The organism is Nocardioides daedukensis, from assembly GCF_013408415.1.
Taxonomy (GTDB): Bacteria; Actinomycetota; Actinomycetes; order Propionibacteriales; family Nocardioidaceae; genus Nocardioides; species Nocardioides daedukensis.
The window spans coordinates 2,662,250-2,676,157 of the sequence record NZ_JACCAA010000001.1 but is presented as its reverse complement, the minus strand read 5'-3'; the positions used below and the strand labels follow the sequence as shown (position 1 = coordinate 2,676,157).

Here is a 13,908-nt window from a genome sequence, read left to right as displayed (position 1 = left end):
CGCCGACTCGTCGTCTCCCACGGACCGGCACGAGTTCACAACTTCTCCATGGGTTACTCGGTAAAGTGAGGACAAAGGGAGATTGATGACACCACGTGACAACAGTGAGGGACGGTCCGAACCGGACTTCTATCGCATTCTGATCGGCGCCTGGGCTGCCACCGACCTCGAAGCATCACTCAAGGTCATCGCCCAAGGGGTCTGCGACGTTGCCGGATTCGGCGTCTCCGGCCTGAGCGTACTGCGCGACTCCGGACAGCTCGAGATGGTTGCGGTTGCCGGTGACCCGGCCGCGGAGAAGCTGCTGCTCGGCACCTTCCGTCCGGTCTCGGAGCTGGAGAAGGACGTCGCCGACTCGATCCCTTGGGGCAACAGCCTGCGCTTCGTCCCGCACGAGGCAGTCGTCGGCCGCGAGGACGACCTGGGCTGGGTCGCCGACTTCGAGCCACTGGACCACCCCGATGCGTGGCTCCCGCTGAACCTGCTCTTCGCACTCCTGCACGACGTGGAAGGCAACTTGGTCGGCTCCATGTCGGTGGACCTGCCCGTCGACGGGATGCTCCCGAATGCGGAACGGCTGCGACTGCTGTCTCGATATGTCAACCAAGCCGCGCAGGCCGTTGCCGCATTGCTGGAGCGCGACCGGGCCGCTGACCACGTGCGGCTGGCCCGAGCCTCGCGCACGATCGTGCAACGAGCCAGTGGCGTCTTCTCCCTGGACCAGCTGATCGAGACCATCCAGCCCAGCATCGCCGAAGGGTTCCGTGCCCAGGGCATGTGGTTGCAGGCCTTCGACAACTTCGGCCGCGGCCGCGACGCGATCTATTCCACCGACGACCGGGAGATCGACCTTCCTGACTGGCTCAGGGAGGTCGCGCACGACACCGCCGAGATCGCCTGCGAGCGGAACGAGATCGTGTTCATCTCGGAGAACCGCCCCGACCAGGTGAGGCATCAACCTTCCCATGACCAGGCCGTCGTCTTCCTCTCCACGATCAACGTCGAGACCGCGATGCTGGTCCCGCTCAGCGCCGGCGACGAGTGCATGGGGATGCTCGTGCTGTGCCGGAACCCAGGGTCCCCCGAGTGGAACAATGCCGAGGCCCAGTGGGCCGCGGACCTGGGCCGCGATCTCGGCCGTGCCGTCTTCAACGTGCGCACCGCGGAACGAGACCAGCAACTGCTGGCCGAGTTGCGTGCCCTGGACAGCTACAAGAGCCAGCTCATCTCGACGGTCTCCCACGAGTTCAAGAACCCGCTGACCGGCATCTTGGGGCACCTCGAGCTGCTCGAGGACGCCGACGTCGATGCTGAGGTACGCCGCTCGCTCGACGTGATCAGCCGTTCTGCCGGGAAGCTCGAGTCCCTGGCGCAGGACATGCTCGCCCTGGCCCGAGCCGGTGACCCGCACCGTCGCGTGGTCGCACTCCCCATCGACCTCGTCGCGGTGATCGACGAGGTGATCGACCTCAACTCGCTCGAGGCTGCGCGTCGCGGCCTGCGACTCGAGGTCGACGCCCCGCCCAAGGCGCTGGTCAGCGCCGAGGCCGCAGACCTCGAGCGCATCTGCGGCAACCTGGTCAGCAACGCCGTGAAATATTCTCGCGACGGGGGCGCGGTCGCGATCAGCGCGCGGGTCGAGGACTCGAACGTCATCCTGCGGGTTCGCGATGAGGGGCTGGGCATCTCCGAGAAGGACCAGGAGCAGGTGTTCACCGAGTTCTTCCGGTCGAGCAACCCCGAGGCTCTCCGGATGCCCGGCACCGGCCTGGGACTGGCGATCGTGCAACGCACCGTGCGCCGCCACGGCGGCACGATTGCGGTCGCCTCCGAGCTCGGCAAGGGCACCACGTTCACCGTCACTCTCCCGGCCGCGACCGCTCGGGCGACGAGGGACTCGGCTTCCGGGACCAGCTGAGCGACCCAGACGGAACCCGCCCGACGGCGATCAGCCGCGCATCGCCTGCTCGCCCTCGCGGAGGGCCTCGCGGATCCGGGTGTAGGTGCCGCAGCGGCAGATGTTGCGGATCCCGTCGAGGTCCTCGTCGGTGACGGTCCGGTTCTCCGCCTGGGCACGACGTACGACGGCGACCGCGGCCATGATCTGTCCCGGCTGGCAGTAGCCGCACTGGGCCACGTCCCGCTCCAGCCACGCCTCCTGCATCGGGTGCAGGCCGTTCGGACCACGCTGCGCCTGGGGGGCGGTGTCGGGCAGGCCCTCGATGGTGGTGACCTCGTCGCCCTTCTTCAACGCACCCACCGGGACCGCGCACGGGTTGAACGCCTTGCCGTTGATGTGCGACGTGCAGGCCTTGCAGACGTTGATCCCGCAGCCATATTTCGGGCCGGTCACTCCCAGCAGGTCGCGCAGGACCCACAGCAGACGTACGTCGTCGGCCACGTCGACGGTGACCGTCTCGCCGTTGAGGATGAAGCTCTGTCGAGGCATGTCGACTCCTTGATCGCTGGGGGCTCAGTAGGTGTGCGAGAGGCCGTCGGTCGGGGACTGCGGCACGGGTGGCACCCGCGGCTTCTCCTCGAACGCGATCTGGCCGTGGTTGATCGGGAACTCCTTCGGCACCGTGCCGGTGGCCCGCGCATAGGCGCACGCCACGGCCGCGAAGCTGGCCGCGACTCCGGCCTCGCCGGCCCCGCCGGGCTGGTCGGAGGACGGGGGCATCACGATCACGTTCACCTCGGGCGGGGTGTTCCACTGGCGGGTGTAGAAGTAGTTGTCCCAGCTGCCCTCCATGAAGTGCCCGTCACGCAGGTGCAGGCTCGAGGTCAGCGCGAGGGCGATGCCGTCGTTGATCCCGCCCTGCATCTGCGCCTCCAGGCCGCGCGGGTTGATCGGCAGGCCGACGTCGATCGCGAAGGTGACCCGGGTGACCCGTGGCCCGGTGACCGCGTTGCGGACCTTGCGGTTGACCGTCTGCGGACGGGTGTCGATCTCGACCAGGCAGGCGCTGGCGCCCTTGTACTCCTTGTGGATCGCGATCCCCTGGGCCACTCCCGAGGGCAGCGAGCGTCCCCACTCGCCCTCCTCGGCGACCTTGTCCAGCACGCGGCGGACCACGCCGAGCCGCAGCATCTTGCGCCTGTACTCGTAGGGGTCCAGCCCGGCGTCCTTGGCCAGCATGTCCACGACCAGCTCGTTGGCGCAGCGCACGTCCGGGGAGTAGATGTTGCGCATGCTGCCGGTGTTGAACCTCTGGTCGGTCTCCAACAGGGTCTGGGTGACCAGGCCGAAGTTGTAGGGAACCTCCTGGGTGAGGGTGAAGATGGTCTCGGCGAAGCCGAGGTTGCCCACGCCGGCCGGGAGGTCGGCGGCGGTGGCGCTGATGATGTCGCCGAGTCCGTGCCGGAAGTCGGTCTCCACGCTGGTGTGCGACTGCTGGAGCGCCACCACCTCCTTGCCGATCAGGGCCGCGCGCACCCGCGAGGTGGCCATCGGGTGGGCCCGCCCGGCGCGCGCGTCGTCGGCCCGGTGCCACATCAGCTTGACCGGTGCGCCCATCGCCTTGGAGATCTTGGCGGCCTCGAGGGCTGCGTCGTAGAACAGCCGACGACCGAACGAGCCACCGGACTGTACGACGTTCACCTCGACGTCGGAGTCCTTGAGACCGAGCTCGCGGGCGATCGCCTGCTGCGCCACGATCGGTGACTTGAGCCCGGACCAGATCCTTGCCTTGCCGTCGCGTACGTCGGCGATCGCGGAGTTGGTGTCCATCGCGGAGTTGCTGCGGAACCAGAAGGTGAAGTCACCACCCACGGTGCGGGCCAGGCCCTTGCCGGGCAGGGTCGGCAACGGGAGCTCTGCCTTGCGGAGCCCCTTCAGCACGTCCTCGTCCGAGTCGCCGGCGACCGGTCCGTCACGCCAGCGCACCTTGAGGGCGCGCACCCCGTCGATGGCCTGCCCGAAGGTGTCGGCCCGGACCGCGACGCCGGTGTCGATCAGGGCCACGTTGCGTACGCCGTCCAGGGCGAGCACCTCGGCCTTGTTCTCGATGGCCAGCGGGATGCCGTTCAAGGTGGGGGCGCGGCAGACCATCGTGGGCAGCGCGTCGGGGATGGCCAGGTCGGTGGTGAACTCCTTCTTGCCGGTGACCGCGGCGAGGGCGTCGACCCGGTTGCGGGGAGTGCCGACGATGCTGAAGCCCTTGTCCTCCTTGAGCTCCACCTCGACCTGCTCGGTGGTCGGGCTGGCCGCCTTGGTCGCCAGCTCGCCATAGCTGACGCTGGAGCCGTCAGGCGCCTCGATCACCCCAGCCTTGGCGACCAGGTTGCCGACCGTGTCGCCGAGCAGGATCGCGGCTGCCTCGAGCAGCTGCTTGCGGGCGATCGCGGCAGCGACCCGGATCGGGGTGTAGGTGGAGATCGTCGTGTTCGAGCCACCGGTGAGCTGGTTGAACAGCAGCTCGGGACGGGCCGGCGCCAAGGTGACGATGACCTTCTCCAAAGGCAGGTCGAGCTCCTCGGCGATGATCATCGCCGTCGAGGTGGTGATGCCCTGGCCAACCTCGGCGCGAGGCAGCGCGAAGGAGGCGGTGCCGTCCTCGTTGATGTTGATCGTGATCAGGTTCGCCGTGGGAGCCGCGGCATGGGTGAGCAGGTCGTTGAGGTCATAGAGCTCGGGGATCGACGGCAGCGTCGGGACCGCCGCCGCGGCGCGCTCGGGCATCAACCCGAGATCGGCGGCGGCCATCAGCGTGGCCCCGCCGAGGACATAACCGAGGAATCGACGTCGGCCGAAGTGCAGCGGGCCGCTCGCGTCAAGACCGGCCGTCGACGGCGCGACGTCCGAGTTCGTTGCTTCCTGCTTCGTCATGGGAGTCCTCCTCGATGCGGCACCCGGTCCCTCAACCGATCGCCGCGGGCGTACTCCCTCCCGACTCCAGTGTGGGCCCGGTCACGAACCCGCACCATGCCGCGCGCTGCCAGAAATCTGCCCTCTCGTTGGGCAGGTTGCACATCGGGGCTCACTCCGTCTCGGAGAGCCGCCACATCCGCAGGGCCAGGGAGAGCTCGACCGGGGGCGGGCCCTCCACCAGTGGCCGGCCGGTCAGCTCGCTCACCCGACGCAGCCGGTTGACCACGGTGTTGCGGTGGCACGGGACCAGTGCAGCCGCCCGGCTGGCCGAGCCACCGCCCTCCACCCACGACTCGAGGGTGGTCAGTAGGACGGAGTGCTCGGGTCCCGGGAGCCCCAGCACCGGGCCGAGCCAGGAGTCGACCAGGCGACCGGAGACATCGGGGGCGCTGAGCAGCAACGCCTCCGGCAGCCGGTCGAGATAGCAGACCGCCTCGGGTCGGTCGGGTCGCACGGTCTGCAGCGCCAGCATCGCCTCACGCAGCGCCTGACCGGTGCCGGCCAGGCCTTCGATCACCGACGAGAGCCCGATCCGCACCCCGGCCACCTCACGCAGGGCTGCCAGCGCGGGCTCGACGTCGTGGCCCGGGAGCTCCAGGACGCCCACGCAGCGTCCGGATCGTTCCTGCCAGGTGGAGCGCACGCCGCGGGCGAGGAGCTCGGTGGCGACGCCCTCGGCCCGCTCTCGCCCGGGGACCGGGTGGTCCATCGCGACGACGGCGATCGGACCGTCGGGCGACAGACCGAGCACCCGCGCGGCCTCCTGGGCGAAGCCCGGCTCGGAGCCTCGCCCGGAGAGCAGGCCCTCCCACAGATTGGCCCGTCGCTCCTCGTCGGCGCGGACCCGCAACCGCGCGGCTGCGTGGTAGGCGACGGCGACCTCGGCGGAGGTGTCGTCGACGACCTGCCACAGCTCGGTGCCGATCAGCCTGAGGTCATCGCCCTGCAGCAAGCCGGCCGGGTCGGCCTTGTCGACGAGGTCCTCCCAGATCAACCTGCCGCCCATCCGGAACGAGCGGAGTACGTCGTCCAGGGGCAGGCCCTGCTCCGCGCGCCGGGTCCCGGTGGCCCGGGCGGCGTCGAAGTAGGGGCCGGCGGTGTCCGGGTCCTCGCCGGCGACCCGGAGCGCGAGCAGCTCGAGGACGCGCAGGACGTTGTCCTCGCACGACCGCTCGAGATCGGCCAGCGGTACGACGCCGGCGGCGTCGTACCCCGGATTGCCCGCGATGATGGTGGCGACCAGCAGCTCGGTCAGGTGCGCGACGCTCGAGCTTCGATGCACCGCCAGGAACCCGGCGAGCCGACTGTCGCCACCCATCGTCGGATCAGTTCGCCAGGTTGACCAGCAAGAGCGCCTCGGCGACGCAGACCCGCTCGAACTCGGCCAGGTGCAGGCCCTCGTTGGCGCCGTGGGCACGGGTGTCGGGGTCCTCGACGCCGGTGACCAGCACGCTGGCCGCGGGGAACGCCTCGAGGAACTCCGCGATGAACGGGATCGAGCCGCCGACACCCATGTCGACGGGCGCGGTGCCGTCCCAGGCCTGGGTGAACGCGTCGCGGGCCACGTCGTACGCCGGTCCGGTGGCGTCGATCTGGGTGGCCTCGCCGGTGTCGACCACGGTGAACGTGTGCTCGGCACCCCACGGGATGTTCGCCTCGACGTGCTTGCGCAGGCACTCCACGGCATTCGCGCTGGTGTCGCCGGGCGCGATGCGCAGCGAGATCTTGGCCCGGGCCGCGGCGACCAGGGTGTTGCTGGCGCCGTCGACCTTGGGGGCGTCGAGGCCGGTGATGCTCAGCGAGGGCTTGGTCCACAGCCGCTCCACGGCACTGCCGGAGCCGATCCAGTCGATGCCGGGCACGGCGCCGGACTCGGCGCGCAGGCGGTCCTCGGGATAGTCGACGTCGGCGGCGGGGCCGGAGTGCAGGCCCTCGATCGCGACGTTGCCCTGGTCGTCGTGCAGCGAGGCGATCACGCGGCTGAGCGCGATGATCGAGTCGGGCACCAGGCCTCCCCACATGCCGGAGTGGACGGCGTGGGTCAGGGTGCGGACCTCGACGTCGGCACGGACCAGGCCGCGCAGGCTGGTGGTCAGCGCCGGGACGCCGATGTCCCAGTTGCCGGAGTCGGCGATCACGATGACGTCGGCCTCGAGCTGGTCCTTGTACTCGTTGAGGAAGGCCGGCAGCGAGTCGGAGCCGACCTCTTCCTCGCCCTCGACGAAGACGACCACGTTGACCGGGAGGTCGTCGCCGAGGATCCGCAGTGCGGCCAGGTGGGCGGCGATGCCGGCCTTGTCGTCGGCCGCGCCGCGGCCGTAGAGGCGGTCGCCCACCTCGGTCGGCTCGAAGGGCGCGGTGTTCCACTCGGCGTGGTCGTTCTCGGGCTGTACGTCGTGGTGCGCATAGAGCAGCACGGTCTTGGCGGCGGCCGGGTCACCGGACTGGGCGGCCTTGGTCGCCACGACGGCCGGAGCGCCTCCGTCGGCGCTGAGGATCTGCGCCTCGAAGCCTTCGGCGGCGAACAGGTCGCGGGTCTTCTCGGCACTGCGCTGCACCTCGCCCGCGCGCGCCGGGTCGGCGCTCACGGACTCGATGCGGACGAGGTCCTCGAGGTCAGCCCGGATCGCGGGCATGAGCTCGGTGAGACGGGTCTTGATGTCATCGATCGAAGTCATGCCGGCAACACTATCCGTGGGTGTCGAGGGCCCCTTGCGTGCGTGGTCGCGACCGGTTGACTCCGGGGCGGGTACGTCGGGCGAGGTCGACCAGCGGCTTGGTCGCGTGGTGGTAGGCCACGCCGACCACGAGCGAGGCGAGCAGGGCGAGCTCGGGGTGGTTGACCTCGAGGTGCGGATAGATCTGCCAGTGCGTCAGATAGACCGCCAGCGAGCTGGTGGCGAGCACGCCGACGCCCAGGGCCAGCATCCGGGGAAGTCGGACCAGCGGCCCCCACAGCGTCAGGACCAGCCCGAGCGCGACCACGCGTTCGCGGGACGGCTCCCCGAAGAAGTCGAGGATCGCGACGAGCCCGATCACGCTGACCAGGATCCGCCGCGGCAGGGTCGTCGCGCGTGCCGCCAGCCAACCGAGCGCCACGCACCAGATGACCACCGGCGGCGTGTAGCGGTCGATGTCGTCGGCGGTCCAGCCGGTGGCTACCCACCGGACGGCCATCGCGGCGGCGAAGACGCCGAGCGCGAAGGCGAACGGACGCGCCGCCTCGGCACGGCGTACCCAGCTGAACCGGAACAGGACCGCGGTGCCGAGCAGGATCCACACCAGCGCCTCGAGGAACCAGAATCGCCAGCGCTCGTCCCAGGTCTCGGAGCCGAACGCCCAGTTGAGGAACGCCGTGGTGCCCAGGTCATAGTCCCCGGTCAGTGCCGCCATCGCCCCGATCCACAGGATGCTCGGCAGCGCGATCGCGGCCAGCGCCCAGCCGATCCGCGACGAGGTCGGCGCGCCGACGGACGGTCCTCCACCGCCGGCGAGGTGGAAGCGGGCCAGGTTGTAGCCGGCCAGGATCAGCAACAGGTGTGCGCCACCGGTTAGGTCGAAGAGCTCGACGTGCGAGCCGACGATCAGGAGCGTCGCGACCGCGCGCAGGATCACGGTGGTGTCCACAGAGACGCCCCAGCGCCTGCGCTCGGTCGCCCCGCCGGCGATCTCGGCGATCGGCATCCGGTGCCACTCGCGCGGCAGCGGATCGACCCGCTCCCCCAGCCGCACTGCCAGCTCGACGAAGGAGAGCGAGTCGGCACCGAGGTCGGCGAAGCTCTGGTCCACCGTGACGTCGTCGCGGTCCAGCACCCGGGCATAGAGCTGGCGCAGGTCCTCGGCGTCCATCGGCCCGACGGGGGCGGAGTCCGGCCGCTCATCGGCCAGCTCGGCCAGCCGCCGGTAGTCGGTCTTGCCGTTGGGCGTCATCGGCAGCTCACGCAGGCGGTGGGTGCGGACCACCCAGGTGGGTACGCCGCACAGCGCCGCGACCAGGTCGCCTGCGGTGGCCAGGTCGCGGCGGCGGGTGACGAAGACGTCGATGCTGCCCTCGACCCCGACGCAGCGGCCGCTCACGCCGTTCGCGGCCAGGTGGGCCTCGACCTCGTCTAGGTTGACCCGCAGTCCGAACACCTTGGTGAACCGGCTGCGGCGCCCGACCACCTCGAACAGGCCGTGCGGCAGTGCGCGGGCAAGGTCACCGGTGCGCAGCCGGGGCGGCATCGCCGCAAGGGCCAGGTCTCGGGGGTGCTCGGCGTAGCCCATCATCACGTTGGAGCCCTGGTAGACCAGCTCCCCCACGCCCTCGGGGAGGCCGTCGGTCATCTCGAGAGTGAACTCGCCACCCGGCACCGCGCGACCGATCGCGTGCGGCCACTTCTCGGCCAGCTCGGGTGGCAGGTAGGCCATCCGGGCGGTGGCCTCGGTCTGGCCGTACATGACGAAGAAGTCCCAGCCGTGACGGCGGCCGAACCGGTGCAGCTCGCGCACGCGCTCGGGCGCGAGCCGGCCACCGGCCTGGGTGACGTAGCGCAGTGTCGGCAGGGACCGCTCGGCGAAGCCGGTGCGCTCGAGCAGGTCGAAGGTGTGAGGCACTCCGGCCAGTCCGGTCACCCCGGCGGTCTGGACCAGCGACCAGAACTCGTCATCGACCACGGAGGCCTCGGTGAGCGCGATCCTGGCGCCGACCGACAGGTGGCTGTTGAGGATGGAGAGGCCATAGCAGTAGTGCAGGGGAAGGCTGGTGATCCCGCAGTCGTCCTCGGTGAGGGCGAGGTAGGAGGCGATGCTGGCGGCGTTGCTGGCCAGGTTGTCGTGCGAGAGCCGGACCAGCTTGGGTGAGCCGGTCGACCCCGAGGTGGACAGCAGCACAGCCAGGTCGGGGTGCATCGGGTACCGGCCGCCGTCGCGGCGTACGTCGTCCACGATGCCCTCGGCGCTGGCCCGGACGACCAGGTCGGGGTCGTGCGTGGCGATGACGCCGGCCAGGTTCTCCTCGGCCGAGCCCGGGACCAGGACCACCGGGCAGCCGGCGGTGAGGGCTGCCAGGTAGGTGACCACGAAGTCGACGGTGTTGGCGCCGGTGAGCACGATCAGCCGGCGGCTCTCCTGCCAGGCAGCGGCCCGCTCGGCCACCCGTTCGGCCAGCTCGGCGTAGGTCAGCGACCCGTCGTCGGTGACCAGGGCCGGCCGGTCGCCGAACCGGGCCAGGTCGCCGAAGGGGCGTTCGGTGAGCTCGGTAGGGGTCCAGGTGACGGTCATGACGTGCGTCCGAAGGCGGTGGCGTTGCCCGTGACCGAGATCCGTACCTGCTCGCCGGGGCTCGGCACCCGGTCGCCGCGCACCCGGCACAGCACATCGCCGTGGCCCTCGACGTGGAGGTGGACGCAGGCGTCGTGGCCATAGAAGTCGAAGCGGTCGACGGTGGCCTGCACCGGACCGTCGGGATCGATCAGCACCTGCTCGGGGCGGACGAAGATGTCGGTCTCGCCGGCAGTTGCGCTGGCGCCGGGGCTGTCGGGGCGACCAGAGCCATCAGTGCCACCGGGGCTCCCGGCGATCGGGAAGCTGCCGATCACCGAGTCCGCGATGCCGTCGGCGACGCGCGCGCGGAGCACCGTTCCGCTGCCGACGAACGAGGCCACGAACGGAGTCGCCGGCCGGGCATAGACCTGCAGCGGCTCGCCGACCTGGACCACCTTGCCCTGCGACATGACGCCGACGACGTCGGCCAACGAGAGCGCCTCGTTCTGGTCGTGGGTCACCAGCAACGCTGCCGCACCGGTGGCCCGGACCGCGTCCACCACGGCCCGACCGGTGGTCTCGCGCAGCGAGGCGTCCAGGGAGGAGAAGGGCTCGTCGAGCAGCAGCAGCGTGGGTTTGCGGGCCAGGGCCCTGGCCACGGCGACCCGCTGCTGCTGACCGCCGGAGAGCTCGTGCGGAGCCCGTCCGGCCAATGACCGGTCGAGGCCGAGCAGGTCGAGCAGGCCGCTGACGTCGGCCTCGCGTCGCTCGCTGCGACTCAGCCCGAAGGTGATGTTGGCGGCCACGTCGAGGTGCGGGAACAGTGCGCCCTCCTGGGGCACGTAGCCGATGTTGCGCTCCCGGGTCGGGACCCGGGAGCGACCGTCGACGAGCACCGGGCGTGAGCCCAGCTCGACGGATCCGGCATCGGCGGCCATGAAGCCGGCGATGATCCGGAGCAGCGTCGTCTTGCCACATCCCGACGGGCCGAGCACGGCGAGCACCTGGCCGTCCTCGACGCGCAGGTCGACCCCGTCCAGGGCCCGGACCGAGCCGAACGTGCGCACCAGCGCGCGGGCGTCGAGGACAGTCATGGCTTCTCCTTGGCGAGGGGCCGTGCTGCCCTCGAGGTGCGGCTGAGCAGGAAGACGGCGGGCATCGAGATCGCGATCATCACCAGCGCATAGGGCGCAGCGGCCCCATAGGACAGGCCCGAGGAGTGCGACCAGAACTCGGTGGCCAAGGTCTGGGTCTCCAGCGGCGCCAACAGCAACGTGGCGGTCAACTCGGTGCAGATGGCGATGAAGACCAGCGCCGCACCGGCGCCGATGCCGGGCAGCACGATCGGCACGGTGACCCGCCAGGTGGTGGCCAGCCCGCTGAGGCCGAGGCTCTTGGCCACGTTCTCCAGCACTGGCGGCGCCTGCTCGAGCGAGGCCCGGACGCTGACCACGGCACGGGAGAGGAACAGGATCAGATAGGCCGCCATCAGGACGACCGCGCTCTGGTAGAGGTCCACGGCGTAGTTGATGGTGACGGTGATCAGGGCCAGTGCGACGACGATGCCGGGCAGCGCGTTGGCGGTGTAGGTGCTCCGCTCGACCAGGGTGCTGGTCAGCGACGCGTGCCGCACCACCAACAGGCCCACCGGCAGAGCCAGCACGACCGAGAGCAGCGCGCCGAGTGCGGCGTACGCCATCGTGGTTGCGGCCGTGGGCAGCAGCTCGGCCAGACCGTCGCCGGTGGAGGATCCGACGAGCATCCAGTGCACGAGGCTGTAGATCGGCACGCCGAGGGCGAGGGCGACCACGACCAGCGGCGCCAGTGTGGCCGGCCAGCGCCAGGCGCCCAGGTCGATGCGGCGGGCCGCACGCGGCGTACCGCTGCTGGTGCGGGCATAGCGCCTGCGCCCGCGCAGGGCGAGCTCCAGGGTCAGCACGGCCAGGCAGAGCAGCACCAGCAGCGCCGAGGACAGGTGTGCGGCGGGGCCGTTGAAGGTGCTGTTGAACTGGTCATAGATGGCCGTGGTGAAGGTCGGGAACCGCAGCGTCTTGAGGGCGCCGAACTCCGAGAACATGTGCAGCGCCACCAGCAGCGAGCCGCCGAGGATGGCCGGGCGCAGCTGGGGCAGCACGACCCGGAAGAAGGTCGCGGTCCGGCCGAGGCCGACGCTTGCCGCCATCTCGTCGTGGACCGGGTCGAGGCCGTGCAGCGCCGCGCACACCGGCAGGTAGACGAACGGGAAGTAGGAGAGCGTGACGATCATGCTGGCCCCGGCGAACCCTTCGACGGAGTGGGTCAGCGAGACCCAGCCGAAGCCGTTGACGAAGGCCGGGACGGCCAGCGGCGCGGTGAGCAGCACGTGCCACAACCCGGCCAGGGGCAGGTTGGTGCGCACCACCAGCCAGGCGCAGGCCACCGAGAGCGCGATGCTGGCCGCGACACAGGTCACCATCAGGCCGAGGGTGTTGCGCAGCAGCATCCCGATCCGGGGCCGGAACAGCTGCTCACGGATCACGTCGGGATCGACCGTGGAGGCATAGATGACCACGTGGATCAGGGGGATCAGCGCGAACACGGCCACGACGATCCCGATCAGCACCAGCGCCACGGGAGCGCGGTCACGGACCCGCCGCGTGCTGCGCGGCGAGGTGAGCGTGGTGCTCGTCATCGGTCTGTCATTGTCTGGTCGTCATGTCCGAGGGGCTCAGAGCAGTCCGGCGTCCTGCATCAGCTCGATGACCGTGGGACCGTTCAGCGCGGAGACGTCCACCCTCGGCGGCTCGAGCTCGGTGAAGGCCTTGACCGAGTCGTCGAGCTGCACGTCGGGGTTGAGCGGATATTCGAGGGCATAGCTGTCGGCAAGTGCCTGCTGGCCGGCCTCGTCGGCGAGGAACTTCACGAACGCCTGCGCGTCCTTCTGCTTCTTGCTCGACTTCAGGACGCCCGCGCCGGAGATGCTCAGGAACGCGCCCGGGTCCTGGTTGCCGAAGAAGTGCAGGGCGGTCTGGTCGCTGTTCTCGCCCGACTCGCCCTGGTCGCGGAACCAGTAGTAGTGGTAGGCGATGCCGGTTGCCGTCTCGCCGTCGTTGACGGACTGCATCACGATGTTGTTGCCGTCGTAGACCTCGCCGTTGGCGGCCAGGCCCTTGAGCCACTTCTTGGTCGCTGCCTCGCCCTTGAGCTCGAGGACGGCCGAGACGATCGCCTGGAAGTCGGCCCCGGTCGGGGAGAAGGAGACCTTGCCCTTCCACTTGGGATCGGCGAGGTCGAGGATGCTGGTCGGCAGGTCCTTCTCGGCGATCTGCTCCTTGTTGTACATCAGCACGGTGGAACGCGCCGCGAAGCCGGTCCAGGCTCCGCTGGCGGGACGGTACTGCTCGGGGATCAGCGCCAGGGTCTTCTCGTCGAGGGGCTCGAACAGGCCCTTCGACTCCACCAGTGACATCGCCGGAGAGTTCTCGGTCAGGAAGACGTCGGCCGGCGACGACTTGCCCTCGGCGACGAGCTGGTTGGCGAGCTCGAAGTCCTTCCCGTTGCGGAGCTTGACCTCGATGCCGGTCTCCTTCTCGAAGATCGGCGCCATCTCCTCGAGGAGCTCCTGGTGCTGCGCGTTGTAGACGGTGATGAAGGGGCCGTCGTCCCCACCGCAGGCCGTGAGCAGGCCGCTGATCATCAGCAGGGGTGCGAGGACGGTGAGCAGGCGCTGCTTCTTCATCGGACTTCCATTCGCGTTAGGCACGCCTAACCTTAGTCCTTTGTCCGTTCTGTACGCAAAGTGACGAAAGCCACGC

9 protein-coding genes are annotated in these 13,908 nt (G+C 70.0%); 1 reads left to right on the top strand and 8 read right to left on the bottom strand.

Annotated features, from left to right (window positions below):
- Positions 1 to 85: 85 nt before the first annotated feature.
- Positions 86 to 1,918 (top strand): sensor histidine kinase, encoded by a 1,833-nt coding sequence (locus BJ980_RS13180; protein WP_179502713.1) that lies wholly within the window; start codon positions 86 to 88, stop codon positions 1,916 to 1,918.
- 30 nt (positions 1,919 to 1,948) lie between these two features.
- Here the strand turns inward: BJ980_RS13180 and BJ980_RS13175 are convergent, their stop codons facing one another.
- The 8 genes from BJ980_RS13175 to BJ980_RS13140 all read right to left on the bottom strand — a co-directional run bounded on the left by BJ980_RS13175 (position 1,949) and on the right by BJ980_RS13140 (position 13,832).
- Positions 1,949 to 2,449 (bottom strand): (2Fe-2S)-binding protein, encoded by a 501-nt coding sequence (locus tag BJ980_RS13175; protein ID WP_179502712.1) that lies wholly within the window; start codon positions 2,447 to 2,449, stop codon positions 1,949 to 1,951.
- A 24-nt stretch (positions 2,450 to 2,473) separates the two neighbouring features.
- Positions 2,474 to 4,828 carry a molybdopterin cofactor-binding domain-containing protein gene (locus BJ980_RS13170; RefSeq protein ID WP_179502711.1) on the bottom strand — a complete coding sequence of 785 codons (2,355 nt, stop codon included), beginning with the start codon at positions 4,826 to 4,828 and terminating at the stop codon, positions 2,474 to 2,476.
- Positions 4,829 to 4,979: 151 nt separating this feature from the next.
- The gene (locus BJ980_RS13165; protein ID WP_179502710.1) at positions 4,980 to 6,188 is read right to left on the bottom strand and encodes a PucR family transcriptional regulator; all 1,209 of its coding nucleotides are present in this window, start codon (positions 6,186 to 6,188) and stop codon (positions 4,980 to 4,982) included.
- A gap of 7 nt (positions 6,189 to 6,195) precedes the next feature.
- Positions 6,196 to 7,548 carry a dipeptidase gene (locus BJ980_RS13160; RefSeq protein WP_179502709.1) on the bottom strand — a complete coding sequence of 451 codons (1,353 nt, stop codon included), beginning with the start codon at positions 7,546 to 7,548 and terminating at the stop codon, positions 6,196 to 6,198.
- A 10-nt stretch (positions 7,549 to 7,558) separates the two neighbouring features.
- On the bottom strand, positions 7,559 to 10,132 hold the full coding sequence (locus BJ980_RS13155) for an AMP-binding protein (protein ID WP_179502708.1): 2,574 nt from the start codon (positions 10,130 to 10,132) through the stop codon (positions 7,559 to 7,561).
- Entirely contained in the window at positions 10,129 to 11,208 is a 1,080-nt protein-coding gene (locus BJ980_RS13150) for an ABC transporter ATP-binding protein (RefSeq protein WP_179502707.1), read from the bottom strand. Before BJ980_RS13150 ends, BJ980_RS13155 begins: the two co-directional genes overlap by 4 nt.
- Entirely contained in the window at positions 11,205 to 12,785 is a 1,581-nt protein-coding gene (locus BJ980_RS13145) for an ABC transporter permease (protein WP_179502706.1), read from the bottom strand. Before BJ980_RS13145 ends, BJ980_RS13150 begins: the two co-directional genes overlap by 4 nt.
- Before the next feature lie 36 nt (positions 12,786 to 12,821).
- The gene (locus BJ980_RS13140) at positions 12,822 to 13,832 is read right to left on the bottom strand and encodes an iron ABC transporter substrate-binding protein (protein ID WP_179502705.1); all 1,011 of its coding nucleotides are present in this window, start codon (positions 13,830 to 13,832) and stop codon (positions 12,822 to 12,824) included.
- Between the last annotated feature and the right edge of the window lie 76 nt (positions 13,833 to 13,908).